General features: G+C 50.5%; 19 protein-coding genes and 1 riboswitch. Of the genes, 13 read left to right on the top strand and 6 right to left on the bottom strand.

Features of this window, described 5'->3' with window-relative positions; translation table 11 throughout:
• Positions 1 to 51 precede the first annotated feature (51 nt).
• The 4 genes from P8J86_07525 to P8J86_07510 all read right to left on the bottom strand — a co-directional run bounded on the left by P8J86_07525 (position 52) and on the right by P8J86_07510 (position 4380).
• Positions 52 to 885: an arginine deiminase family protein gene (locus tag P8J86_07525; GenBank protein MDG2054541.1), complete on the bottom strand. Its 834-nt coding sequence runs from the start codon at positions 883 to 885 to the stop codon at positions 52 to 54.
• The gene (locus P8J86_07520) at positions 886 to 2673 is read right to left on the bottom strand and encodes a permease prefix domain 1-containing protein (protein ID MDG2054540.1); all 1788 of its coding nucleotides are present in this window, start codon (positions 2671 to 2673) and stop codon (positions 886 to 888) included.
• Positions 2673 to 3062: a PadR family transcriptional regulator gene (locus tag P8J86_07515; GenBank protein MDG2054539.1), complete on the bottom strand. Its 390-nt coding sequence runs from the start codon at positions 3060 to 3062 to the stop codon at positions 2673 to 2675. Before P8J86_07515 ends, P8J86_07520 begins: the two co-directional genes overlap by 1 nt.
• A gap of 118 nt (positions 3063 to 3180) precedes the next feature.
• Positions 3181 to 4380 carry a TlpA disulfide reductase family protein gene (locus P8J86_07510; protein ID MDG2054538.1) on the bottom strand — a complete coding sequence of 400 codons (1200 nt, stop codon included), beginning with the start codon at positions 4378 to 4380 and terminating at the stop codon, positions 3181 to 3183.
• 131 nt (positions 4381 to 4511) lie between these two features.
• Positions 4512 to 4592: riboswitch (cobalamin riboswitch) on the top strand.
• A gap of 112 nt (positions 4593 to 4704) precedes the next feature.
• Between P8J86_07510 and P8J86_07505 the strand changes: the two genes are divergently transcribed.
• On the top strand, positions 4705 to 5262 hold the full coding sequence (locus P8J86_07505; protein MDG2054537.1) for a hypothetical protein: 558 nt from the start codon (positions 4705 to 4707) through the stop codon (positions 5260 to 5262).
• Positions 5263 to 5409: 147 nt separating this feature from the next.
• Complete coding sequence (locus tag P8J86_07500) at positions 5410 to 8829, top strand: choice-of-anchor B family protein (protein ID MDG2054536.1); 3420 nt, start codon at positions 5410 to 5412, stop codon at positions 8827 to 8829.
• Between the two features lie 82 nt (positions 8830 to 8911).
• On the opposite strand, the gene P8J86_07495 is transcribed toward P8J86_07500, so the two are convergent.
• On the bottom strand, positions 8912 to 9625 hold the full coding sequence (locus P8J86_07495) for a hypothetical protein (GenBank protein MDG2054535.1): 714 nt from the start codon (positions 9623 to 9625) through the stop codon (positions 8912 to 8914).
• 230 nt (positions 9626 to 9855) lie between these two features.
• Between P8J86_07495 and P8J86_07490 the strand changes: the two genes are divergently transcribed.
• Entirely contained in the window at positions 9856 to 10860 is a 1005-nt protein-coding gene (locus tag P8J86_07490) for a plastocyanin/azurin family copper-binding protein (GenBank protein MDG2054534.1), read from the top strand.
• Between the two features lie 236 nt (positions 10861 to 11096).
• Positions 11097 to 11801 carry a hypothetical protein gene (locus P8J86_07485; GenBank protein ID MDG2054533.1) on the top strand — a complete coding sequence of 235 codons (705 nt, stop codon included), beginning with the start codon at positions 11097 to 11099 and terminating at the stop codon, positions 11799 to 11801.
• Between the two features lie 185 nt (positions 11802 to 11986).
• On the opposite strand, the gene P8J86_07480 is transcribed toward P8J86_07485, so the two are convergent.
• A complete protein-coding gene (locus P8J86_07480; GenBank protein MDG2054532.1) occupies positions 11987 to 15547 on the bottom strand; it encodes a S8 family serine peptidase in 3561 nt (1186 codons plus the stop codon).
• Positions 15548 to 16017: 470 nt separating this feature from the next.
• Here P8J86_07480 and asnS point away from each other — a divergent pair, with 470 nt between their 5' ends.
• The 9 genes from asnS (at position 16018) to P8J86_07435 (ending at position 26326) form a co-directional block, all read left to right on the top strand.
• Complete coding sequence (asnS, locus tag P8J86_07475; GenBank protein MDG2054531.1) at positions 16018 to 17457, top strand: asparagine--tRNA ligase; 1440 nt, start codon at positions 16018 to 16020, stop codon at positions 17455 to 17457.
• Between the two features lie 208 nt (positions 17458 to 17665).
• Positions 17666 to 18184 carry a response regulator gene (locus P8J86_07470; protein MDG2054530.1) on the top strand — a complete coding sequence of 173 codons (519 nt, stop codon included), beginning with the start codon at positions 17666 to 17668 and terminating at the stop codon, positions 18182 to 18184.
• Positions 18185 to 18256: 72 nt separating this feature from the next.
• Positions 18257 to 18547: a co-chaperone GroES gene (locus P8J86_07465; GenBank protein MDG2054529.1), complete on the top strand. Its 291-nt coding sequence runs from the start codon at positions 18257 to 18259 to the stop codon at positions 18545 to 18547.
• A 60-nt stretch (positions 18548 to 18607) separates the two neighbouring features.
• Entirely contained in the window at positions 18608 to 20239 is a 1632-nt protein-coding gene (gene groL / locus P8J86_07460) for a chaperonin GroEL (protein ID MDG2054528.1), read from the top strand.
• A gap of 376 nt (positions 20240 to 20615) precedes the next feature.
• A complete protein-coding gene (locus P8J86_07455) occupies positions 20616 to 22022 on the top strand; it encodes a pyridoxal-phosphate dependent enzyme (protein ID MDG2054527.1) in 1407 nt (468 codons plus the stop codon).
• 30 nt (positions 22023 to 22052) lie between these two features.
• A complete protein-coding gene (locus tag P8J86_07450; protein MDG2054526.1) occupies positions 22053 to 23255 on the top strand; it encodes a PLP-dependent aspartate aminotransferase family protein in 1203 nt (400 codons plus the stop codon).
• Positions 23256 to 23286: 31 nt separating this feature from the next.
• Entirely contained in the window at positions 23287 to 23514 is a 228-nt protein-coding gene (locus P8J86_07445; GenBank protein ID MDG2054525.1) for a hypothetical protein, read from the top strand.
• A gap of 2 nt (positions 23515 to 23516) precedes the next feature.
• Positions 23517 to 24995 (top strand): hypothetical protein, encoded by a 1479-nt coding sequence (locus P8J86_07440; protein ID MDG2054524.1) that lies wholly within the window; start codon positions 23517 to 23519, stop codon positions 24993 to 24995.
• Positions 24992 to 26326 (top strand): HRDC domain-containing protein, encoded by a 1335-nt coding sequence (locus tag P8J86_07435; protein MDG2054523.1) that lies wholly within the window; start codon positions 24992 to 24994, stop codon positions 26324 to 26326. The genes P8J86_07440 and P8J86_07435 overlap by 4 nt, the downstream gene beginning before the upstream one ends.
• The last annotated feature ends 173 nt before the right edge of the window (positions 26327 to 26499 follow it).

Raw genomic sequence — 26499 nt, 5'->3', positions numbered from 1 at the left:
CAGAAACAACCGTTGCCACTCGAGCCCTCACTAGTATACGTGATTGGGATCTCAGTAATCCATCTGGCTAGAAACACTATTGAGTGTCCTAAAGATAATACTACAGCAAGTCAGTGCACCTTCTGCCTTGGCTAGTTCATCAGCCTCAATTATCTCAATCTGATATCCAGCGACATCAAGTAGATCTGCGGTGCGTGGGTGCGCCGCCGCAACAAGCAATCGATCTCCAACGCCCACCACATTCGCTGCCATTGGCTCTGTTGGATCGACCTCTATGCATCTCATATCTTGAAAATGGCTGGCATCAATCCAGGCCGGATTGTAAAGCAAGGTCTCTTGATCAAGTGCACAACACGCCGATTTAAGATGCAGACAGTTATGTACTTGTACTGGCGCCACCTCATAGCCAAAAGATGACAAGCAATGACCCAGTGATTCGGCGCCTCGCGCAGTTGTACGTGTTGAGACACCGACCCAAAGCCGGTTTTCAGCCCGAACCACATCTCCCCCATCAAGCGTTGCACCATCATCAATGGATCGGATATCTCTGTAGCCAACCAGTACCTTTCGAACACTCGCTACTTCTTCTCTTCTGGATGGCGCGCCTGGCCTAGTCATGACTGCAATTTCGTTGACTACGATAGCTGTATCTTCAACAAAGACTGCATCTGGGCACTCATGTTCCGGCGGTAGTTGAATAATGTGACAACCACACGCCCGAAGAACTTCGACATAGTCAGCGTGCTGTTTTTCAGCGCGTGCAAGATCGATTTTATCACGACGAAGATGGGTCAGTTGGCACTGATCAATAGTGTTACTGACTGGCCGTATGATCGCAACCAGATCAACATCGGAACGGGTCTGACAACCCCCTATCGAGTTCACCTATTCAGCACCCCGTGCTTCTTTCTCGAAGTTGTGTTGCTCTTCATACGTAGGCTCGCGCTGCTCTTTAAAGTTCTCTTCCTGTAAACGAAGCCTCTCGGCCCATTGCTCTAACTCTTGCCTACGTTCGTTTAGTTTTTGTTCGGTAGCTCTAAATGCTTGCTCATGTTGAGACATGATTTCTTCGACTTGCTGTTTCTTTCCTTCGATATAACGTTCTATTTCTCCGCGTCGTTGATCGATTGCTTGCTCTACTTCCATTTTGCGTAACTCAATCGCCTCATTTTGCTTCTGCGCGTATTTCTCAATCGCTTGCTTCCGCTGCTCAAGTTGTTTCTCATACTCACGAGCCTCACGTTCGAATTGCTCCATCTTCATGCGCAGCTGCTCTTCCAGCTCACGTTGCCTCGCATCTATCGCCGCGTTGCGCGAATCAATCATCGCATCGTGATGAGCATGCGGGTCCTCGTCCGTCACATAATCCTCATGGGTTCCCTCGGGCTCAATGGTACCCAGAGCCCCGGCGAGCAAGCCTGCGTGGCGCTGCCAGTCACCTTGATCCGGATCATCTGGCCTTAGCGTTCCGCCGGCACCCCCACCAAAGCCACCGCCAGCGCCGCCTTCGCCACCAAAGCCACCGTCAGCGCCGTCCTCGCCACCAAAGCCACCGCCAGCGCCGCCTTCGCCACCAAAGCCACCGTCAGCGCCGCCCTCGCCACCAAAGCCACCGCCAGCGCCGCCCTGACCACCAAAGCCGACGCCACCAGTACCGCCCTGGCCACCAAAGCCACCGTCAGCACCGTTGGCGCCGTGTCCCCAACCACGACCACCCCGTTTCAAACGTAAGTTAACATCTTCCTGTGTCATCGAGGGCAGCATGCGAATGACCCATGCGAGACGATCATGAACACGTTGCGGCGCATCAATGAACATACGCCCGCCGCTTGCCACATGAATCGAAGCCATATGGCCACCATTGCCGTGCCACAAATCTGGATAAACCAAATCCTGAATCAGTCTGGTCAAGCTCTGCGCCGCCTCTTGAGGACTATGTACGGTCGTTGTCGCATCCTCACCTAAAACCATTCCTCTAAGAGTGTCGTCAATCGAGTAACAAATCAAGCTTGTTGAGCGACGGTCAACCCCCTCTTGGGTACCCAACTCAAGACGACCTTCATTTTCAACCAAGATGATCACCTCGCTAGACCCATATAAGTCAAGACTTGCACGATCAACAACCTCTTGCACTGAGACGGAGCCTTCACGAAGCGCTAAAATAGGCTGATAGAGCCGGTCTTCGCCAATGTCGGGGTGAATAAAAAGTGTCAGGTCTTCTGATCTGGCTAGTGACTCGGCAATGTTGAACAAATCCGTTCCATCTACTGGTAACTCGATCTCCTTGCGAGCCAGATCCTCCTCTATTTTTTCGCTCAAACCCGGCGCCACGGCGCCTGACATGCCGTCCGACGGACCCATTGGTTCATCAACAACAAAAAGACCCGCAGCGGTTAGCGCCCCCACCGTTCCAGTGATGATCAGTGTATTCATAGCAATCCTCCTGTACGGCATACGATTTGCCTGTTGTAAGCAGTGCGCCAATTCTTTCATTTCGCCGAGCTCACTAATAGCGAACTTCAGCGCTTCTGATTGTGAATATCCCTCAAGTTCTAGATCTCTCACACGATCTTCCAAATGCGAGGTTAACTCATCTGCTATCGCTTGACGGCGCCTTGCAGGTAACCGCAACATCGTGGAAAGACGATCAACGAACTGTCGAACTGGACGCATTATGCTGTCTCCTTCTGGCCACCACTCGATGGCAGAAATGCATCCAACATGCGCAGAAACGCACGATGAGCCGCAGCACGCTGTTCCAGCTTACGTCGCCCTTTGGCCGAAAGTCGATACCACTTGCGCTTTCGCCCAACCCGATCTGCATCGGCGCGAACCGTCTCCCAGCTGGCTAGCACAAGCTTGCCCCGCTCCAGTTCATGTAGCAGTGGATAGAGCGTGCCTGGTGTCAATCTCACCGCACCATCACTACGAGCACCTACGAGTTTCATGATGCTGTATCCGTATTGCGGGCCATCGGAGAGCACGCAGAGGACGAGCAAATCAGCGGTCTGGCGAGCCAGCTGCCGGGTTGAAGCATCAGGTGGTGGCGAGGTATCAGACATGGGAGACTCCAGATCACTCGAAGTTCAATATATCGTCATTCGATACATCGAGCCAGAATAATCTCCGACTTTCTCCAATGTCTAGATCCGGCTCTTATCTTGCGGGCGTTCCCAGAAATTAGGAATCTGGCTGATTCGATCCCGGCTGGGGCTGAGAATGGCCATCCGGTCGCTCGCTCAGCAGTGTCTTTATTGACTGATCGAGACGCTGATAGTCGTCATTCTCACGGATATGCTGAGGCTCATCAGAAGCAAAAAAGACTGGTCCGGGGTGCAAGAATCGAATGCGCCCCTGCCCGTCGACCACAAACGTGACACTGGTAGCAACTCGGTTGCCACGATCTAAGTACGCCTGCCGCAACAATGACCAGTCTTGATCCAGTGCAACTGGACCCTCAAATCCCATTTCTCGGGCCATCGTAGCGGCCTCTGTCACTGTGATCTCTCTTGGAGGCTTGGGATGATAGACCGCCACAAATCGAACACCCTTGGATTCATACTTTTGTCGAAGCTGTTCAAATGCCGGTAGCGAGGCTTCACAATGAGGACAGGTATTTGTCCACCACCGATAGACCGTAATCGGTTGCGTCTTTGTTTTATCTGGTATCCGTTTCGGAGCTGTCGTTGTTTCAATAATCCCATCGAATGCAAGTGGAATCATCGGTTTTCCAATCACATCTTGCCCGCCCCTACTTAAAGGCAATGTCTGAACGGGCTCAAGCACTTTGACTGACACTTGTTCTGGTATAGGTTGAGATTGAAGTTGTTTAATAATCTCAGCGCCCCGCTTTGGTGTGACATGAAAATCGTTGTAGCGCACAACACCATCTTTACCAATGATAATTGTCCATGGCGTGCCACCGGTGCGATATGTCTGCATCACACTACTGCGTTTGCCTACTGAACCATCATGACCAATTGGAATGTCCAAGGAATATCGCTTTGCTGTCGAGATCGCTGCCGCTGGCGTGTTTGTACCGTGGCCTTCAAAGGCTGTTTGCACCGCCAAGAACACAACGTCATCAATGCCGTTGAACTGCTCTATAAGATTCTGAAGTGTTGGGAAGCCCTGAGAATGACAGCCTGGGCACCACGATTGAAAACAGTAGAGGTAAACAACCTTACCTCTCATTTCTTTGAGTTCTGGAACGGTGTGCCCGGGAGGGAGCATGACCCAAGAATCGACATTGAGAGGTGGTGATGGACGACCAAGAATACCCCGTGGCGGCACTTGACCGTGACATGGTTCTATAAAAAAGACACTCAAAAAGAGGCTAAGCAACATTAAAGTCATCTGGAGGGGCCGTAATTTTTTCATAAGCGGATGACTCCTTGCTAAGCAATGATGAGCATTATAGATGTCAGAATTGATTGACGCATATTTGAAACTTATCTATGGTGGACCTTGTGTTCCGGATCTCAAAGATCAGTGACACCGACATAGGCGCCAGGGAAAAGCGGTGAAATTCCGCTGCGAACGCGTCACCGTGACGAGTTGTGCAGAAAGCACCACTCGAAGTCGGGCAACCTGGGATGTGTCGAATTGGTAGTCATGTCTGCAATAAGCCAGAACGAATGACTGCCATTGATTTTTTCGACGCTGCGCGATCGGCGTCATAGTCTGCCCGAAGAGGAGATACCTATGTTTTTGCGTCTGAGTCATATGTGCGCTGTCGTACTGCCCTTTATTTTTATATCTATGTCACAAGCTGATCTTGTGAATACCTACTCCGTTGGTAGTGGTGACTCCGTGTCTTATGTCCAGATTGAATTCGACAATGACAACACCTACCTTTTTGATGTGGCCTACGAAGATGATGGTGACGTCAGTGGCTGGGATCTTCTCCAGATCATGACAAGCGATCTTCCCAACGTTCTCACGATGGAGTATGAGACCTATTCCTGGGGCCACTGGCTTCAAGGTCTGGGCATTGAGAATGACTATGCCTTCGGTACGGGTGCCGGCTTTCCTGACTTTGATGACTACTGGGCTTATTGGGTTGCTATGCCAGGCACGAGCCCAAACTGGGACTTTGCCCCGGTCGGCGCTGATTCATGGATGGTCTCAGATGGATCCTGGGATGCATGGACCTTTCACCCTGATGGAGCAACACCTCCACAGGCCATTCCAGCCCCTATGGGGCTCCCCATCGTCTTGCTCATTTGGCTTCCGAGGCGTAGGAGATGCAGATTGGGCTAATCTCAATCTGGGCCGATTTATTACTCCAAATTACCCCTTGGATGCTCTAAACTGTCATTTATCAGAGAAAGAGAAACCCTGGGGGGGGCTGCTGGGCGGACATATGACTGCTCACAGGCCATCCTCAAATTTAGAGAAAGAGCAAACATGCGTTTACGTCCACTCACTTTGGCGCTCACCCTCAGCACGGTTTGTGTCATCTCGGCATTCGTTATTGGCCATCCAGATGATCCAAAGGCAAAAGACAAACAGCTGAGATACGAAGGCCCTGGCTATGTCCAAGGTGATGATATTGCTCGGTTAGGTCAGTTTGACTCTGAAAAAGTAACACTCCAGAGTTGGATCTCACTGACAGATATTCAAAATGCTGGCTTTGGAACCCACGGTGCCGCAAATGATTGCTGGGGTTACGTGGATGGCGAAGGCAGAGAGTACGCGATTATTGGCTTACAAAACGGCACACTCTTCGCTGAAGTCACTGATCCGAACAACCCAGTCATGATTGAGATGATTTCTAGTTGTTCCAGCAGCTGGCGCGACATCAAGACGTATCAAGACCATGCCTATATGGTTAGTGAGTGCGGCAATGGCATTCAAATCGCGGACCTCTCAGACATTGGCAACGGTAATGTTACGCTCGTCGATACCGTGCTCGAAGGCGGCACTGAAGCGACTCATAACGTGGCACTTTGTGTCGAAACGGGTTTTCTTTATCGCTGCGGCGGCTCCAGCAATGGCCTGCGAATCTATAGTCTTGCAGACCCATCTTCGCCAGTCTTTGTTGCCGAGTGGAATGACAAATACGTTCATGATGCTCAGATTTTTGTGATGGAATCTGGTCCTTATGCAGGCCGAGAGATTGCCGTTTGCTCTGCAGGTTTCAATGGTGGTTTTTCTTCAACCGGTATTTCGATGGTTGATGTTACCGACAAGAGCAACATCGTCGTACTGACCCACTATGAATACAGTTCTCCGGGTTACTCCCATCAAGGATGGTGCTCACCAGACAAGCAGTACTATTACCACGGTGATGAGTTAGACGAACAAAACAATAACCATGCAACGAAGACTAGAATCGTTGACATGAGTGATTTGACCAATCTCTCTGAGGTGGGCTCGATTCAATCAACGAACAGTGCTATTGATCACAATCTCTACTGCGATGACACCTTTATCTATCAAGCCAATTATCGCAGTGGCCTTCGCATCTTCGATGCATCTGACCCTCTGAATCCAACCGAGGTGGCATACTTCGATACGTATCCAGATGACGACAGTGCTAATTTCAACGGCATGTGGAGCAACCACCCGTTCCTTCCCAGCGGCAATGTCATTTGCAGTGATATTGAACGAGGGCTATTCATACTAAAACCTGAGCTGGGTATCAGTGTGACACCAAACACAAATGTGCTTCATCTCGGCCAGTCCGGTGACACCGTCTTTACAAATGATCCAACGACCTACACGCTATCTAATGCCACAAGTGACGCGTTGGCTTACGAAGTACGACTCGACCAAACCAACAACATGATGACCATTAATGGTTCGACAAGGCCATTGTCTGGGACGCTGAGTGCTGGTGGTTCTCTCGACCTGCAAGCGGCGCTATCACGCAGTGCTGCCTCGCTCGGCAATGGGACACACACCGCGACCGTCGTGTTTGAAGATATCACCTCAAATCTCATTCAAACACGTCAGCATGTTCTCGAAATTGGAACAACTGGCTTTGATACAGCACCAGGAACAGATCTTGTCGTCGGCGGCCCAATAGGCGGACCGTTTACAACCACGCTGGACTACGTGCTTACGAGCACACGGCCCACACCAGTCAACGTAAGCGTTCAGGCCGACGATTCATGGGTCACCATGAACGGTTCCTCTTCCCCCACCACTTTTACACTTTCTGGCATCGGTGATACCCAAACCGTCACTATTGGTATTGGGGCAGACGCCAATGGCTTACCAAACGGTCTGGCCGAGTCGAGTGTCTCCTTCGCCGACACGACGGCTGGCGTAACGCTGGCGACACGTACTGTGAAACTTGATGTTGGACGATTCAGTTATGCCTCAAGTGACACACCGCTCCCGATTGAAGACAATCAGACGTTTGAGAGCGTGCTGGTTGTTGCAGATGCTTACTGTATCGGTGACGTAGACTTGGAAGTTGATATCAACCACTCATGGATAGGTGATCTCACCGTACAACTTGAAAGTCCTGAAGGAACGCTGGTGACGCTTCACGATGGGGCTGGTGGTGATGCTGACAATATTCAAACCACATACGATGACGATTCGAATCCGCCTCAAGGACCCGGCACGCTGGCTGACTTCAATGGCGAATCATCTGCTGGCAACTGGATATTGCGAATCAGCGATTCGGCGTCTGCAGATCAAGGAACACTCAATAGCTGGACACTTAAGGTGGCGGCGTCTGGTACGAATTGTCCACCCTCTGCATTCGACCAAACCCTCTCCACTGAGCAAGGAACTGCACTACAGATCGCACTGACTGGCGCTACTGGTTCTGGCGGCAACTTAGACTACATCATTACAACACTGCCTATCGATGGCAGCCTGTCGAGCAAAGGCACCTCGATTAACACCGTCCCATATGAACTTGTTTCAAATGCGGTGACATACCAACCACCAAACCCACAATATTCAGGCACCGATACGTTCACCTTCAGCGTAAGAGAAGGAGCCACGAACTCTGGTGATGCAGAAATATCTATCACAGTTGGATCAGCTGGCGTCTTATTAGTGGATGATGATGACAATAATCCAGATGTCCAGAGTTACTACACCAATGCGCTGGATGCGATGGGTGTCTCATATGACATCTGGAATACAAACAATTCAGATGATGAGCCAACCAGTTCTGAATTGCTTGGCTACAAAACTGTCATTTGGTTTACAGGCGCAGAGTTCGGTGGTTTCGCGGGGCCTGGACCTGATGGTGAAGCTGCTTTAGGAGCATTCCTGGACGCGGGTAACTGCTTATTGATCTCAAGTCAGGATTATCTTTGGGATCGTGGTGGTTCAAGTTCTAGTCCAACCCCCACAAGTTTGATGCAAAACTACCTCGGCGTGTCCGCTGGCAGTAACGATACGGGTCAAACTTCAGTGACGCCCAATGGCTCACTCTATGAGGTTCTGGGAACGAGTGACTATTCGCTCGATGTACCTTTTAGCAACTATGTCGACACACTTGAGCCTAGTGCCAATGGAGAGGCTTCCTTTGTAAGCAATGGCTCCAATGTGGCAACCAATCAAACTGGTAGTAATTTTACTGCTGTGTATATGGGATTTCCTCTTGAAGCAGTCTCTGAGCTACAAGATCGAATTGATATTCTTCAAGTCGTCATTGATCAATGTGGAACAACACAACCCAATGATTGTGTTGGCGACTTTGATGGAGATCTGACGGTTGGTATATCCGACTTCTCTTTGTTCCTCGTTGCTTTCGGAGGCTCCGATCCAACTTTCGACTTGGACGATGACGGAAGCGTTGGTCTCGGTGACTTCTCAGTCTTCTTAGTCCAATTTGGAATAACCTGCAGCCCATAAGCAGCCAATATCTCTGATAAAAAAACCGCGGCTCGCCTCATGGCGACGCCGCGGTTTTTATTTCTTGGCACTTCTCTTCGATTCAGTTGCCTGAAGCGGTCTCATCGCCAGTCTTTTCTTTCGCTTCATAAGCTGACATGATCTTTTTCATGTACTTCTGAGGATCCTCATTAAAACGCTCAATGCAGGGTGCGCAGCAGAAGCGAACAAGTTGATTCTCCCAGACATAGTCAACCATTGGCCCCATTGAATCAAGCTTCTTGTTTGATATCACACAAGTCGTTAGGGGGTAGTCAGGACCTTGTTGCTCAATGATCTTCTGATTTAGAGCCATCACGTACTTTAGGGGTTCTTTGTTGAATTTCTTTTCACATCTTGCACAACATAAACGCACAAGCCGATTGCGGTATACAACATCAGTAAACTCTTCCGCATCAGTTGGCAGCGGCTCCTCATGCATGACAATACATGTCTTCATTGGATAAGAAGGACGATAGATCTCCATGATCTCTTCGTCAGCTGGGCCCAGATAGGTCGCCGGGTCTTTTTCAAATTTGCTCTTGCAACCACCACAACAAAACCGCACTTCACGGCCGTCATAAGTGCCGGTCTTTGGATTCACAATTTCTCGTTTAGAAACTGGACATGTTTTGAGTGGCCAAGAATCACCGGTCCAAGTCTGTTCATTCTCAGGCAACGTATCAGCCGCCGTATCCGCGTCTTGATTTGCTGCAAACGCCAACATAAACAACAACCCAATACCCATTGCTGAACAGATCAAAGTCTGCTTTTTCATATCAATTCCTTGTGTTTTAGTGAGTCAACTGAAATTTGAGCTCGGCCATTCTGGCATCCAGATTGGACTTTGTCACCCCTACACCGAACCGAAACAAAGAATCGCACTTTTAAATCTCCCACTATTTCTCTGGATACCCGCAAGAAAAGGGCCTAAACAAGACATTTGTAAGAGAAGCAGGCCATTGAAGTCTGCCACAAATAGAGGGCAGGAAAAAGGAATAAATATAAATGCGTCTTTCTACAGCACTAAGAACAATCGCCAGCTGCAGTGTTCTTTCACTTTCTGTGAACGCGAACGCCCAGACCACCCATCACGTTGATGTCAATCAACTTTCATTTTCACCGAGCACCATTGTCGTGGCTCCAGGTGATTCGATCATATGGAACCACGTCAGTGGCAATCACATCATTACCTCTGGAACGAACTGCATCTCTGATGGCCTTTATTTTGACGAAGTAATTTCCGCTTCCAATTCTGAATTCACATGGCTTGTTCCAAATGATGCGGCCAGCGATATTCCTTACTTCTGCGAACCACATTGTGGCTTTGGTATGGAAGGCTTAATTTTGATTCAGACACCTGATATCGCAACCAGTCATCTGGCGACTATCAACGGCTCGGATGTTCTTCAAATCGCTGGTGCGACCTCCGGTGCCGTGCAAGGTGGTGATGCCACCAGCGACCAACGCACTGTTTATGTGTGGGGCAATGACAATGACGAAAACCCTGGCTACAACGGCACTGCTTGGCCGCTCGTGACTGCTGATGAGCTAGGCAATATTGGCGCAGGCGTAGAAGTCACCCACTATGTCAATGCCAGTGGCCACGTCATCGTGGAAACATGCATTGGACCGCGCCCCATCTATCAATTCCGCAACGATAACTCAGCAGCAACTGCTGCTGGCCAGGGCCTCGGCAATATTTGGTGGACGATCGATCCAAGTACGGGTGAAGTCAATGACGGGACAACAAGCTGCCCAACAGCGTGTCCAGGTGACTTTGATGAAGACCTCATCGTCGGCCTCAGTGACTTCTCGCTTTTCCTTGTCGCCTTCGGCACAGCCAATGAAAGCATCGATATGGATGGTAGTGGCTTGGTCGATCTGGGAGATTTCAGTCTGTTTCTGATCAACTATGGAAATGACTGCTCCAGACGAAGTCAGATCATTGAAATCAAGCCAACTGGTAAGCAGCCCAGCAAAAAAAGCTCCCTGAGCTCAACAGATCGGTAAGACCGAGCAGGACCGATATTCCGAAAGTGCTTTCCCGCGAGGCTGTTCTTTGAGCAGCCTCGCGCACTTTTTGCTCATTCATCTCCATTCAGGACCTCATTAAGGTCCGATAGCCATGTTTTTTATGGCCTTCGCTGTTTCTTCAGCATCACCCCAGCCTTGCTCGATGAAGCGGGTCTCAAGACCAGGTGTAACCTTCGGTCGGAACTGAAGGCAAGATGATGAGGAGCATCAAAGTGAATCATGAAATGATGATAGAAAGACTCTTTCCTTTGCTGATCGCAGGTGATCGAGGTGGCGTGAGAAGTCTCTTTGAAGAGGAGCAATGCGAGTCGTATGTAGCCGAAGATCTCACAAAAGAGACCTACTGGCCACTGCTTGAGATGATCCAGACAATGTACAGAGCAGATCAACTCACCAAACTGGCATATCACTACTCAACACGTCTCATGCGTGGCTTAGTTGACCGAGCACAACTAAGTTATGAAATCAAAGAGAGACGCGGCCGCAAAATGCTCATGTTCTCTGGCCCAAGTGAGGCTGAAGAATTGGCTGGACAGATGATGGCAGATTTAGCAGAAGCAGATGGCTACGAGGTCTATTACGGCGGTGGTGGAATCGCTCGTGACGAGATCATTGCTGAAGTTGGATCACATCGCCCAGACATTCTGATGATGTTTGGCTCTTCCGCGCAGGATGCTCCAGGCATTCGCGAGGTCATCGATACGGTACGCGAGATTGCAACCTGTCCAAACTTGCAGATCGTGGTCGGTGGTGGCGTCTTCAACCGTGCTGAAGGTCTGGCTGCAGAAATTGGCGCCGACCTTTGGGCAAAGGATCCTGTCAGTCTTCTCGTTCGCCTCGCTGCAGAGCCGGAACGACGAGCCACGACAGATCAACGTACGGTTGGTAAGAACTGCAATCAGTCAGCCGCAGCTTAGTAAGAAAGATTACCTAAGCACTGTAACCACAGCATTTGTTGGTGGGGGAAGGCTCGTATTCATGCGGGCCTTCCTTATTTTTTGAAACAGCATCAACGCTCCAAAAATAAAGCACGGCGGCTTATGCCACCGTGCTATTTCATCAAAGAATGAGATCAACCAGTACCGAACTGTCGCAGCAACGACTAAGGGCAGGCTATTCCAAAACTCACGAGGAACTCAGAGAAATCGCCAAGGCCCACCTGACCATCACCATCCAGATCGAACATTGGATCGCTGCCGCCAAAGGCAACAAGGAACAGTGAGAAATCGCCAATGTTGACCTGACCATCTAAATCAAAGTCTGCAGGGCAAGGCTCAGCGCCATTCTCACAGAGGTCAAACATGACCTGTAAGACATTGATGCGATCTTGAACATCATCGAGTGCTTCTAATGGGAATCCGAGATATGCACCAGTGAACGTCTCATTGGATATATACGTTGCTGCATTGCCTGCACTACCCGAAAAACCGAGTGCTGCAGAACCGCTTGGATCTACCACATCACTCCAATTGCTGAAGGGGAAATCCAGTGTCATCGTGCCGGCGTCATCGAACAGGTTTGCTCCGGTCACGCTGCTTTGGCTGACATCATTGGTTGCAGTAGAAACGCCTAAGTAATCAGACATGAGCGTGGTTGGAGAAGGATTCGATGTATCACCACCACGATCCCACATGTAGTCCTGAGAACTAATGAACAAACAGCCGCCTGAATCAAGATAGGACATCAACTCAGACTCTGACGCAGCGTCAGGTCCGGCAAAGCCACCGAACTCAGCACCCGTAAACCAGATGACTAGGTCGTACCCTGCTAACTCTGATGCAGAGGGTTCATTGTCTGTGTTTCCGGTATCCCACTTGTCATAGCTTGCTCCCATTGCATCAAGGGCATTGGTGTAATAGCTCTGAACATCTGGGTCGTTGTCATCATCATCGACGACGAGGACTGCAGGTAATTCTGCTGTGTGGAAATCATTGACTGTAGACCAGCTGCCCGTACCACATGCATTGGAACCGCGGACGCGCCAGAAATAACGTGTACTCGATTCTAACGCTGGCAATACAGTGGCCTCAGTCTCCTCCACAGTCGCTGAGAATAGGAGTGTAGAGAAGCTACTGTTTCCTGATACCTGCACGTCATAGTTGGATGCGCTCGCCTCTGCACTCCACGTCAAACTTGGAGCCACAGACACGCTACTCTCCCCATCAGAAGGCGAGAGCAAGGCAACGGCGCTAGGTATACTGGCTTCCACTTGTAATGAAGCACTTGCCGATTTCACGATGGCATTACTCACACCATCGACGCTGAGGCTGTAGCTACCTGAGGCAACGCTATTGAGTCCAGAAATCGTAAGACTCAAAGTTGATCCAGGCGTTGCTGGGTTGTCTGAGAACGAGGCAGATGCGCCAGATGGAACACCGGTTACTGCCAGTGCCACGGGATCAGAGAACCCAAGCACTGAACCAACCTCAACACTCAAGACAACTTCGCTCGTGTCCGCACCACAGATACTTGATGAGCTTGGTGCGACTGCAATGGAGAAGCCGGGTTCAGCAGCACAGTTGTAACATGCCAATGCAAAGCTCTGATCGGTTGTATCACCTGAATTGAGGATTGCATCGGAGTTGATATTTGTTGCATCGACGCGGATCGTCGCTGACGCAGGTGCATTTGGTCCTAAGTAAACACCTTCCATATTATTGATACTGTCACTTGAACTACTTGGTGTGGACCAACCGCTACCGCCAATCTGGTTGCCGCGGTAAGTTGAAGAACCAGCAACAACAACGAGGTCCAGATCATTGTTCCAGGCTGGCGTTGAACCACCTAAACCGTGCCCAACCGCGTCAGACCAGGCAAGCATAATGCGCATCGGCTGGTTTGGATCCAGCGGTGTCACAGTGACTTCCCAGGACTCACCTGAGTTATCAAAGACCACGGGCTCATCGTAGTAGCGAACAGAATCAGCGGGCTGAAGAAGTGCCGCTGGCACATTAAGCCGGCCATAACCTTGCTTATTGTCTGGTCGGTGATCTAGCGTATTACCATCAGCATCATCATTCCCGTCAAGGTCATGTGCGACAGCGCAAATCGCGGCTTTCACCATTGCTGGTGATGGCACGGCATTATCAAGCCCTAGACTTCGGTAATACTGAAAGAAGAGTGCACAGGCACCTGCAGCGTTGGGGCACGCCATGCTTGTTCCACAATAACCGTTGGAGTAACCACCACTACATGTTGGGCCATCTGTTGAACAACCACCAGTGACCATGTGTGGAAGCTGGCGGCCATCGAGTGCTGGTCCGTGAGCTGTGTTACTAGAAAGGTCGTTGATGTTTGGCGTTTGTGATCCGCCTTGCAATACCTTTGTTGAACCGATCGTGAAGATATTCTTTGCTTCGTCGGGTGAACCTTGTGAGCTGGTTCCTCCATTACCGTTCATAAATGCAAGCACATAGAGAAAAGCCTGATTGCCTGACGCATTCGGATCGGCATCCAAGGCGCCTTGGTCCACCTGCATCGTGTCACTGTCGTAACCCTGTGGAGAGCCCGAAGGTCCCCAGCTGTTACTCGAAAGAACTGCATCATTGTCATTTGATTCTTTGATCAGCTTGAACATGCCACCAGTTTGCGTGAAGGTTGGGCTATAGACCTGCTCGATCATGTCTGCGCCAGGAGCCATACCTAAGGATCGCAAGAAACCACCAGCATTGGTTCCAGAGGCACCAGTACCACCCATCGCTCCAGCGGTATGTGTGCCATGATCACCACAGGCACTTCCGCCGCAAGTATCACCGACACATGACAAGAAACGTCCGGCAAGGTCTGGATGATTCTGATCCACACCACTATCAACATTGGCCATAATGACGCCTTCACCGTCAAAGCCAATGGTGTCTAGCCAATCCAGATAGCCTGGAAACGCAAAATTCGAGCCATCAACGTTGCCAGCAGCAATTTGGTTATTGATCTCGCCTCGCAGCCCACCATCTTTAGGTTTCACTTGCAGGCTGTATACACCGGGCACACGCGCGGCTTGTTGAAAGAGCGTTCCAGGCATTTTGTAGCTGGCTATTTCAAATCGGTCGTTGAGTACAACGCGTCCCGCTTTGACCAGCCCAAGTGCATGTAGATCGCGGACTGCTTGCTTGGTATCTGCACCACGATAAAAGATGATTGAAACATCAACGAGATCTTCAGGAAGGTCTCGCTTGAGGCATCTAAAGTCGGGGGTAAATTGACCAGCCCATCGAACGGTTTCGTTTGCTTTTGCTGCTTCTAATTGTCCAGCTTTACCCCAAACAATGTAGGTGTACGGATGAATGTACTGCACAACCTCGAGACCGGCGTCTTGAAGACCATCAAGCCAAGCCTGTTGAATCGGGCCATGGAACTGCACAAGACGCAGGTCGCCACCCTTATGTTGAGGCATTTCCCATCCAACGGGAGGGCGCGGGGCCATCATCAGGGGATCAAATGACTGACCACCAAGATCGAGCTGATAATTGGTATTTCCCCGTTGTTGCTGATCGGCTTGATCACCGATCTTTTGATTATCGGAACTCTTTTCGTTCCTGTTTGTGGCAACCGAATTGGCGGCCAACTGTCCGACTGAGGTCCGATGCTGATCGATACCTGAATCAGCAACTGATCCCGCCACGACTAAACCCGTCATGAGGGCCGATAAACACACCATTCTTAACATCGAAACTTTCTCCTCAGTAGGCAACGAACCAGATTAGCCGTTACCGATACGGCACTGAATTTGAGCCGATCTACTCCTAACAACCCACTATCGGGGCTTTACCTTCGCAAGATCCCGTCTCCAAGGTAAGGCCGGATTCTCACCAGTATGGAGCCTTAGACGACGATAGTCCACTCCAATCCAGCTGGATCCCCTCCGCTAATACCTTTCGTAACGAATGTCCGCTTGGTTCCCACCAGATCACCGCTTAAACTGTTGTTTTTTGGCTTCTAGAGCACAAAATCGCAGCAGGTCTTTTTTGGGTCTCAACCCCCAAAAATGCTTGTCTGGACCTCAGCTCAGGACGTTTAGAATGGTCACGTCTTCCAATTGGACCTAATCTGCTCAGCCGCGAGCACCTCGTTTGACTGGCGGCTGCCATTGGCCCCTCATTTAGAACATCAACAATCGCCCTATAAAGAAGACTTCCAATGCCCCCTGCCCCATCCCATACTCAAGACCTTCGTGTTGTCGATGTGCTCAATAACCCCGCGATTCCAACCGATGATGTCACGCAAAAGGTTGTCTTGAAGGGCTGGGTTCGTACCCGCCGCGATTCCAAGGCTGGCTTTTCTTTCATTCATCTCACCGATGGCTCTTGTATGGATCTGATTCAAGTCGTCGCACCGTCAGAGTTGGAGAACTACGAAGAGCAAGTAAAGAGTTTAACGACGGGTTGCTCAATCATTGTCACCGGCCATCTCGTGCAATCTACAGGGAAGGGACAAAATGTTGAGATGCAAGCATCAAATATTGAAGTGATTGGATGGGTTGACGATCCAGATACGTACCCCGCGTCAGCAAAGCGACACACCTTTGAATACTTACGTGACTTTGCACACTTACGCCCTCGCACCAATACATTCGGCGCAGTGGCTCGAGTCCGCCACTGTGTTTCTCAAGCAATACACAACTTTCTGTCAAATGAAGGTTTCATGTGGGTTCATACCCCAATCATTACTGCAAGTGACTGCGAGGGCGCTGGAGAGCTCTTCCGCGTATCAACTTTAGATATGCAGAACCTGCCTCGCGATGAATCTGGAGAAGTTGATTACACGCAAGATTTCTTCGGAAAAGAAAGCTTTTTAACAGTATCTGGACAGCTTAATGTTGAGGCATATTGCCTAGCGTTGAGCCGCGTCTATACGTTCGGCCCAACATTTCGTGCAGAAAAATCAAACACTTCTCGCCATCTTGCAGAGTTCTGGATGGTCGAGCCGGAACTCGCTTTCGCCGACCTTAACGACAACGCCAACCTCGCGGAAGCATTCCTTAAATCCATTTTTCGTGAGGTCTTGGAAAAGTGTCCAGAGGATATGGCTTTCTTCCAGCAGCGCATTGACAAAGACTGTATTGATCGCTTGGAACGTTTCCTTGATGTGAGCTTTGCACGGATTGAATATTCAGAGGCTGTTGCTCGGCTTGAAAAAGCCATCTCCGGTGGCACCAAGTTTGAGTATCCCGTGACTTGGGGAACAGATCTTCAATCAGAGCACGAGCGATGGTTGGTCAGCGAGCTTGGCTGCCCTGTCGTAGTCATGAACTACCCGAAAGAAATTAAGGCGTTCTACATGCGATTGAATGACGACGGCAAAACAGTGGCCGCTATGGACGTGCTTGCTCCAGGCATTGGAGAAATCATCGGTGGTTCACAACGTGAAGAGCGCCTTGATGTCCTTGATGCCAGGATTGATGAATCTGGTGTACCCCGTGAAGCCTACTGGTGGTACCGCGATCTTCGTCGCTACGGGACCGTCCCTCATTCAGGGTTTGGCCTTGGCTTGGAGCGTACGATTGCGTATATCACTGGAATGGCCAATGTCCGAGATGTCATTCCTTATCCTCGAACACCTCGAAGTGCTCAATTCTGAGCACCCTCGGTGCAGGTCCCCCCATCCTTAAATAGAGTGCCACAATGGCAGGCCATTGGGGCTGGGAATCGCCCCTGACAGGGACCCAGCCAGAAGGCCCTCTCTACGATCACCTCTAAGCCCTTACAGATCAATATCTTGAGTGAATTCACTCGTTTCGTGATCAGGCATGGGAGTTGCAACACAGTAGAGCAAGGTGTTGTGCGCCATGATGATGCAGACAGAGAACAATACGCCAATTCAAAGAGCTGGCTCAGGCCGGTTGACGTTGTTGTTAACCCATAACGACTGGCGTGATGAGACCCCCTTGCATCGCTTACCGCACCTACTCAGCCCAATGGGAATCGAGTGCATCGATGTGGGTAATGGTGAAGAAGCTGCAGAAGTCATCCAGAATGTTCCTGTACATATTGCTGTGGTCGACCTCACCACACCACTCAGGTCTGGTGAAGAGGCTGCGGGCTCGGTGGCCCCCGCAGGCGCAGCTCGGATCCTGCAGTTGCTACGCCGCCTAGAGCCATCGCCGCCCACCGTTGTGGTCCGGCCTTGTCAGCCAACCCGTCGCAAGAGCGCTCGTGAGCTCTCGCAATCACTGCGTGATGGCGCGTTTGCCGTGCTCGACCGACCAGTTCAGCTAGAGACCATGCTAGAGGTCATGCGGCGTGTTCTTTCTCGACACTATGAAGACAGTTGGCCCACACAGAGTGGGCATTGTATGGACGTTTGATATCACACATTCGACGTATTGAAACGAACAATGCGCATCAAGGATAAAAAGAGGAAAGAGGAGTACGAGGCAATGAAGGTTCGACCACTCGGCGATAAAGTTCTGATCCAGCGATCGGAAGCACAGACTCAGACAGACTCTGGCATTTTTCTACCGGAGTCCGCAAAAGACAAACCAAAAGAGGGCAAAATTGTTGCCATTGGTGACGGACACTTGAATCATGAAACTGGTTCATATATCCCCTTCACCGTTAAGAAGGGTGACACCGTTATCTTTAATTCCTACGCAGGAACAGAGGTCAAGATTGATGGCAAAGAGCTACTCATTATGACCGAAGACGACATTCTTGGAATCATTGACTAAGCGAGTCATCAAACCCAGACGCGCTTGTTCCCCTGGGGGAATGGAAGGATCGATTACATCATGGCTGCCAAACAGATTGCTTATGACATTGACGCACGCGAGCAGATGCTCCGTGGCATTCAAAAACTTGCCAAGGCCGTAAAGGTCACACTCGGGCCATCAGGTCGCGTAGTTGTGCTTGAAAAGTCCTTTGGCGCTCCTACGGTCACCAAAGACGGTGTGACTGTTGCAAAAGAAATTGAACTCAGCGATCCATATGAAAATATGGGTGCTCAGATGGTTAAGGAAGTTGCCTCAAAGTCCTCAAAGGACGCGGGTGATGGAACGACCACCGCTACCATCTACGCTGAAGCAATATTTGCTGAAGGTCTCAAGAACATCACCGCTGGTGCCAACGCCAATCAAATTAAGCGTGGTATCGATGAGGCCTGTCGGGCCATTACCGAAAAACTCGAAAAGATGTCGCGTAAGGTGAAGTCATCTACAGAGATCGCCCAAGTCGGCACCTGTGCCGCCAACCAAGATGCTCAGATCGGGCAGATCATTGCCGAAGCGATGGACAAGGTAGGCAAGGACGGTGTCATCACCGTGGAAGAAGGAAAAAGCCTCGATACATTTGTTGAGCTGGTTGAAGGCATGCAGTTCGATAAGGGCTATCTCAGTCCACATTTCGTCACGGATGCTGCGGCAATGGAAGCCGACCTTGACGACTGTTATGTACTTGTTCATGAAAAGAAGCTCTCTTCCGCAAAGGATCTGTTGCCATTGCTTGGCAAGGTTGCCGAAAGTGGAAAGAGTCTCCTCATCATCGCAGAGGATATTGACGGTGAAGCGCTCGCAACACTTGTAGTCAATCGCCTTCGAGGTGTGCTCAAGGTTGTTGCGGTCAAAGCACCAGGCTTTGGCGATCGCCGCAAAGAGCAACTTCAAGACATTGCTATCCTCACCGGGGCAGAACCTGTCATGGAGGAACTTGGTGTAGACCTTGAGAGCATGACACTCAAAAGTCTTGGTCGAGCTAAGAAAATCACCATCGACAAGGACACCACAACGATTGTTGAGGGTGCTGGCAAAACTGGTGATATCAAAGGTCGCATCGAGCAACTCAAGGCACAAATCGATGCATCAACTTCCGATTATGACACTGAAAAACTTCAGGAACGTCTGGCCAAGTTGGCTGGTGGCGTGGCTCAAATCAATGTTGGTGCTGCCACTGAAGTAGAGATGAAAGAAAAGAAGGCCCGTGTTGAAGACGCGTTGCATGCCTGTCGTGCAGCTGTTGAAGAAGGCATTCTGCCAGGCGGCGGCGTCGCTGTCATTCGTGCTCGTTCCGCACTCGACGCCATACGTCAAAAAGTCCGAGGTGATGAGAAGCTTGGCGTGGACATTGTCCATCGAGCCGTCTCTGCACCAATTCGGCAGATCGCTGAAAACTGTGGCCTTGAGGGTTCTCTCGTCGCACAAAGAGTGGAAGACGCTGATGAAGCTGATATGGGTTACAACGGCATGACTCAGAAGTATGAGAACCTCATCAAGGCCGGCGTCATTGTGCCTACCAAGGTCGAACGCGTTGCACTACAAAATGCATCGAGTATTTCTGGGCTTCTGCTCACGACTGACTGTGCTATTACAGAAATCAAAGAGAAGAAGTCTAAGGCTCCAGCACCTGGCATGGATGACATGGATTTCTAAACACGATCGTAAACTGCTCCTTAGAGACGAGGTGCTGGCCAGGCCAGCACCTCGTTTTTTTTCTTCTATTTTTATAAGTGTTTAGAGGCTCTTAACCAAGATTTGCCCAATGCAACTGCAATAACAGCACCTAACAGGCTTTCAAGATCGAACTCGCTGCCCTCAACCTACGTATAGGACCCACACCCCCAGTGAATACTGAAGCGGGTTCTCAACTTACCCCCCCACTCGCAGGGCGTGACCAATTCCTGGCACGTCCTGCTCTTTTTTAACAAAATCGGCCTCTTGACCTTTGGGCTGCTTTTTGACTGGGGCGTGCCAGAAAGCCCAAAACATAACTCCGCGCCAGACCGCTACAATGGGCGGCTCTAACCCTATGAATAAGCCACACGTCACAACTTCGCCTCCGCTCGCTCATGTCTATAACAACGTCCTCGAGATGATTGGCAATACACCAATAGTCGAATGCCAAAAGCTCGACACCGGCCCTTGCCAGTTGTTTTTCAAGATGGAGTCTTTGAACCCAGGTAATTCGATTAAGGATCGAATTGCTGTGTCCATGATTGATGCCGCCGAAGCAGCAGGACATCTGGAGATAGGTGGACATCTCATTGAAGCAACTGCCGGCAATACCGGCATTGCACTGGCCTTGGTTGCCCAGCAAAAGGGCTATCAGGTGACTGTGGTCGTTCCTGACAAGATGAGTGCGGGCAAGATTTCACATTTGCGAGCAATGGGCGCTCAAGTCGTCATTGCAAGATCAGACGTAGAAAAGGGTCACCCTGACTACTACCAAGATGTAGCAGCTCGTATTGCTCGTGAAACACCCAATAGTTTTTATATCAACCAGTTCGCCAATCCAGCCAACATTGAAGCCCACTATGAGACAACAGGGCCTGAGATCTGGAACCAGCTCGATCACCAAGTCGATGCCTTTGTCGCTGGTGTCGGTTCAGGTGGTACCGTTTCCGGTGCCGGTCGATTTCTCAAAGAATGCAATCCGGAACTAGAGGTCATTCTTGCTGACCCGGAGGGATCAATACTGGCTCCACTTGTCAACGATGGCAAAGAGATTTCGCCCGGCAGCTGGCTTGTTGAGGGTATTGGAGAGGACTTTGTTCCTGATATTCTCGACTTGAGTCTTGTTGATAAGGCATACTCAATCACCGACAAGGAAGCTTTCTTTACTGCGAGGGATCTGCTGCATAAAGAGGGCATTCTTGCTGGCTCTTCTGTTGGCACATTACTTGCCGCTGCATTGCAATATTGTCGCGAGCAGACCGAGCCTAAGCGGGTTGTCACATTGATCTGTGACAACGGTGCCAAATACCTTGACAAAATGTTCAATGATCTCTGGATGGTCGACCAAGGTTTTATTGAACGAACACAGCATGGCAATCTGCGCGATCTCATTGCTCGCCGTCACTTACACGGCGAAGATCACACTCTACGAGATCATATGCCACTGACACAGGCCATTAAGATGATGAGGCTTTATGACATCAGTCAGATGTCAGTTTTAGACCAAGACAACAAAGTCATCGGCATCCTGGATGAATCTGATGTACTCATGGCGCTCATGAACTCGCCAGACATGAACAAACGTCCCGTGAGTGACTTCATGACAAGCCGTTTGCAAACCGTTTCACCCGATGCCTCGATCAACGATCTCATGCCTATCTTCCGCGCCGACCGAGTCGCAATCGTGCGTGACGATTCGCAATACTATGGACTGATTACTCGCATTGACCTCATCAACTACCTTCGCGCCAAGATGCCTTAGGGTTATCGGCGAGCATCACCAAGACGAACAATGGCACAACACAATCTACATCCTGACTCTCAAGTTATTCACGCTGGCCAGCAAGCGGATCCAATCACTGGCGCCGTGATGCCTCCCGTCTCACTCGCGACTACATACGCACAAAACTCACCTGGTGAACACCGTGGTTATGAATACACGCGGAGTCACAATCCAACTCGTTATGCGCTAGAACGATGTATCGCCAGACTCGAAGGATCTTCACTGACTGAACAGGAAGATGTTTCTTTTGGTGGCTTTGCTTTTGCAAGTGGACTGGCTGCCATGGGCACCTTGCTTGAACTAAACGATGCAGGCGCCCACGTTGTGGCCATGAATGATCTTTATGGCGGCTCTTACCGTCTGCTCACACATGTCCGTGAGCGTACTCAGGGTATTTCCGTGACTTATGTCGACCTCACCAAACCCGATACGCTTGCCAGTGCAATCAACGAAAAAACAAGCATGATCTGGGTAGAGACGCCAACCAACCCAACCCTCTCGATCGTGGATCTAGAACACGTTGCATCCATCGCAAAAGACCGCGGCATCTTGACCGTTTGTGATAGCACATTTGCCAGCCCGATGCTGCAACGGCCATTAACACTTGGCTTTGATGTGGTTCTTCATTCCGGCACCAAATACCTGGGCGGGCACAGTGATGTGCTGGCAGGAATAGCTGTCACCAAGCAAGCAGCTATTGCAGAGCGCATTCGCTATCTACAAAACGCCGTTGGCTCTGTACTGAGCCCGTTTGATAGTTATCTACTTCTAAGAGGCATTAAGACACTCGCCATTCGAATTCGGCGGCACTGTGCCTCAGCGCAACTCATTGCAAAGTGGCTAGAGACACACCCCAAGGTAGAACGTGTGATCTATCCTGGGCTAGAGAGTCATCCTCAATACGACATCGCATGCCGACAAATGCAGATCGATGGCGCTGCTGCTGGAGGTGGGATGATTACTATTATTCTAAAAGGTGATCTGGCTGCTTCACGACGTTTCTTGGAGACTGTGTCAATCTTCCAGTTAGCAGAATCACTTGGCGGTGTTGAGTCACTGATTGAACACCCAGCTATCATGACTCATGCATCTTTACCCCAAGAGACGCGAGCCGAGCTCGGCATCAGTGACTCGCTGGTAAGAATTTCTATTGGGATCGAAGACGTTGCTGACCTACAACAGGACCTTGAGCGAGCGCTCGAGCAGGTCTAAATAAACTGCATTCTCTATGGAAGGATTGTTTGTGCCACAGTATGAGTATCAGGCCGTTGAAGATGGCTCAAGACTGACGCTGCTTCGTCGCTTTACAGAGGCTGATGATCTGGTCGAAGATCCAGATGGCAAAGGGCGAACCTATCAACGCATACTGAGTGAGGTACTTGTGGGTCAGTCATCAAAAGGCCAGCGCGCCCCCTCTATGGCAACCGGGTGTGGGTGTGGAAACCCCCACGGCCCGTGTTCAATGAGCTAACTATGCGACCACTTGAGGTCATCGTCCTGCTCGCCGCTGCAGTACTCACTGTAGTTGTACTCGCGCCGCGTCAATATCGGCACGCCTACGGTGGAACTTGGGTTTGGTTCGTATGTATAGCCGCTGCATTCGTGACGCTGGCGCAACTGGGCCTTGAAGGATATCGCTGGCAGCTGATACCCGCCTATGTGGTTGAAGGCTGTGCGATCATCATTCTCTTTATAACCCAAACCAAACAGAACCAAGATCGCTATCGAGGTGTAGAATTATTCGTTGGTGGGCTGCTCGCCTTGGGCATCTTCATGGCTTACGTGACAACCACCACTTTTAACATCTGGCAAATTGCTCCACCAACTGGGCGTTATGCCGTTGGCACAGAAACGTTCTATATCATTGATCAAAATAGGCCTGAGACTTATACACCCGACCAACGAGATGACAAGCGTGAGCTCATGTTGCAGGTGTGGTATCCAGCGCAACGATCGAGTGACAACCAACCTGCGGCGTACATATCCGACGTCTCAAAACTAACGCCTCCATTTGCGAAACAAAATCAGCTTCCATCTTGGATTTTCAATTACTGGGGCTTAGTGAAGTCACCCGCTATGAATGCCCCTGAGCCATTTCCTGTCGAGACCAAAATGCCGCTGATCGTTCTGACTGGCGAACGCGGCTTTGCGAGGTGGATGTATACAGGCCTTTGCACCGAACTGGCCAGCCATGGCATGATTGTGATTGGAATTGATCACCCCTATTCCGTTGGCGCCGTGATCATGCCAGATGGAAGGCTCATTACCATGAAGGCCCGGCTACCAGATGATCAACGCGGCCCCCTGCCTCCCGAAGAAATTGAACAAAAACAGCTTGAGCATATGCAAGTAAGAGCGCAGGACATCAGTACTGTGCTCGACATGGTGCTTGGGAGCGAGGCCTTTCCTGAAGCCATTTCATCAAAGATTGATCCCAATCGAATTGCGGTACTTGGCCATGGACTTGGCGGTGGAGCCGCTGCGCAAGCTGCCCTTGACGACAGTCGCATCAATGCCGGCATTGCATTCTCAGCTGATGCTCGCGGGCGACCGTTAACAGAAGGAACGCGTGTGCCCTTCTTCTTTGCGAACAGTCCGCAAAGGTCGGCGCCGAACCTCACTACAGAACAGCAGAACCTCTTACTTCTACCACAGCAAAACCGACAAACGATGGCGGAACTTGCACCAGTAGCTTACGAAGCCATCATCGTAAACACGAGCTCTGGCGACTTCACCGATCTCGCTTTCAACTCAGATGTGCTGCGATGGCCATCCGCGAACCCAATCGATGGCACTCGCCTTCAGTTCATACTCAGTCAGTACATACGCTCATTTTTAAACGCTACGCTGGATGGGCAAAGCGCACCCTTACTCAATGGAAACTCTGGCTCTTATCCAGAGGTGACATTGCGGCAAGTGGAGCCAAAGACTCTAGAGGAGACCAGCCCATGAGTCCCACCCCAAAGAAAAAGAATGTTCTGGCGCATACACACAGGAGTCGAAAGCGTACACGTCAACATGCATTATCTTCGAGCGAAGCAAATGCACTGGTGAAGCCGGCCAAACTGCCAGAGAACGATCTCATTGTCACCGACCCACCCGTATTTATTGAGACACAAAACAAACTAGACGCCTTCCTCAAACATATACACGAGTGTAAGTGCGTGGCGTACGACACTGAATTCGTAGGTGAACTCAGCTATTTTCCCAAGCTCTGCCTCATTCAATTGGTCACGACCGAACAAATAGCGGTTGTTGATGCCATGGCTGATCTGGATCTCAGCGGAGTCTGGGAAGTACTTGCCGATCCTGATATTGATGTCGTCGTCCATGCCGGCCAGCAGGATCTTGAACCAGTCGTTCGATTGGGGGGGAAGGCACCTTCCAATATCTTCGATGTCCAGATTGCAGCGGCGTTTGTAGGCCAGGGATACCCCGTCTCTTTGGCACGGTTGGTCGAGCGTTTCTGTAAGTACAAACTACCTAAGTCTCTGACCTTTACACACTGGGATGAACGCCCACTGTCAGATGTCCATATTGAATACGCCGCCAATGATGTCCGCTTTCTACTTCTGTTGCGCCAGAAGCTTTGTAAGAAGCTCGACGAAGCGGGCCATATGGACTGGGCGCGTCAAGAAATGATGCGTTTGGAAGAGATGGGTAACTATCAGTTCAATCCTAAAACTGCTTATCAGCGAATTCGCAAGAGTCGTTCGATGGGGCCGCGCAGTTTGACGGTGCTTCGTGCCTTGGTTGCGGTACGCGATGCAGCTGCTCGTGAGCATGATCTTCCACCACGAACACTGCTTAAGGATGAGGTGCTACTCGCATTGTCCCGTACACCCCGAAATAGCATCCCAGAACTTAAGCAGGTCCAGGGGCTGCCACGCCCGCTTGCTGAGGCCTATGGACAACAGCTGATCGATGCTACGCAAACTGCACTCGCTGAGCCAAAGTCCTCATGGCCTAGCTCTCAAGAACCGGATCTCACTTTTGAACAGCGGGCCACAACCGATCACTTGTGGGCATTGATTCAAGCTTGGTGTCTCGGTAGCGGTGTCGCCCCATCGCTGGTGATCACCAGAGCCACAACCGGCCAAGCGATGCTGGCCCACCGTCGAGGTGAAGGTGCAGCCTCTGCGCTTCCTAAGGGCTGGCGGCAGGTCTTTCTCGGCCAAACCATCAGTGATCTACTCGACGGGTCTCATTGCATGAAACTGACCTGGAGCAAAAAGTCACTTCGAGCTTCGCTTGCTGAGCACCATGCCGACAAAATCGATTGAAAATCATGCATGACCACTGAGTACGAAAGCGATTCCAAAGTCACTCTGTGGAGGCGAACCACGCAGTTGGTCGATATCTGTTAGGGATTGGCCGCTATAGTGTGATTCAGCTACAAACCAGGCCAATATTCAGGCCACATCGATCTGCATGGTTATCGCAGATCAATACGACC

This window comes from Phycisphaerales bacterium (genome assembly GCA_029268515.1).
Taxonomy (GTDB): Bacteria; Planctomycetota; Phycisphaerae; order Phycisphaerales; family SM1A02; genus JAQWNP01.
This window is presented reverse-complemented; position numbering and strand designations above follow the sequence as displayed.

Excerpts from the sequence above, each read along its gene's own strand:
- P8J86_07435 (MDG2054523.1), top strand. The coding sequence starts at position 24,992 with ATGAGTCCCACCCCAAAGAAAAAGAATGTTCTGGCGCATACACACAGG.
- asnS (MDG2054531.1), top strand. The coding sequence starts at position 16,018 with ATGCCCCCTGCCCCATCCCATACTCAAGACCTTCGTGTTGTCGATGTG.
- P8J86_07520 (MDG2054540.1), bottom strand. The coding sequence starts at position 2,673 with ATGCGTCCAGTTCGACAGTTCGTTGATCGTCTTTCCACGATGTTGCGG.
- P8J86_07500 (MDG2054536.1), top strand. The coding sequence starts at position 5,410 with ATGCGTTTACGTCCACTCACTTTGGCGCTCACCCTCAGCACGGTTTGT.
- P8J86_07495 (MDG2054535.1), bottom strand. The coding sequence starts at position 9,625 with ATGAAAAAGCAGACTTTGATCTGTTCAGCAATGGGTATTGGGTTGTTG.
- P8J86_07440 (MDG2054524.1), top strand. The coding sequence starts at position 23,517 with ATGCGACCACTTGAGGTCATCGTCCTGCTCGCCGCTGCAGTACTCACT.
- P8J86_07450 (MDG2054526.1), top strand. The coding sequence starts at position 22,053 with ATGGCACAACACAATCTACATCCTGACTCTCAAGTTATTCACGCTGGC.
- P8J86_07470 (MDG2054530.1), top strand. The coding sequence starts at position 17,666 with ATGATGATGCAGACAGAGAACAATACGCCAATTCAAAGAGCTGGCTCA.
- P8J86_07455 (MDG2054527.1), top strand. The coding sequence starts at position 20,616 with ATGAATAAGCCACACGTCACAACTTCGCCTCCGCTCGCTCATGTCTAT.
- P8J86_07505 (MDG2054537.1), top strand. The coding sequence starts at position 4,705 with ATGTTTTTGCGTCTGAGTCATATGTGCGCTGTCGTACTGCCCTTTATT.
- P8J86_07510 (MDG2054538.1), bottom strand. The coding sequence starts at position 4,380 with ATGAAAAAATTACGGCCCCTCCAGATGACTTTAATGTTGCTTAGCCTC.
- P8J86_07465 (MDG2054529.1), top strand. The coding sequence starts at position 18,257 with ATGAAGGTTCGACCACTCGGCGATAAAGTTCTGATCCAGCGATCGGAA.
- P8J86_07490 (MDG2054534.1), top strand. The coding sequence starts at position 9,856 with ATGCGTCTTTCTACAGCACTAAGAACAATCGCCAGCTGCAGTGTTCTT.
- groL (MDG2054528.1), top strand. The coding sequence starts at position 18,608 with ATGGCTGCCAAACAGATTGCTTATGACATTGACGCACGCGAGCAGATG.
- P8J86_07515 (MDG2054539.1), bottom strand. The coding sequence starts at position 3,062 with ATGTCTGATACCTCGCCACCACCTGATGCTTCAACCCGGCAGCTGGCT.
- P8J86_07480 (MDG2054532.1), bottom strand. The coding sequence starts at position 15,547 with ATGTTAAGAATGGTGTGTTTATCGGCCCTCATGACGGGTTTAGTCGTG.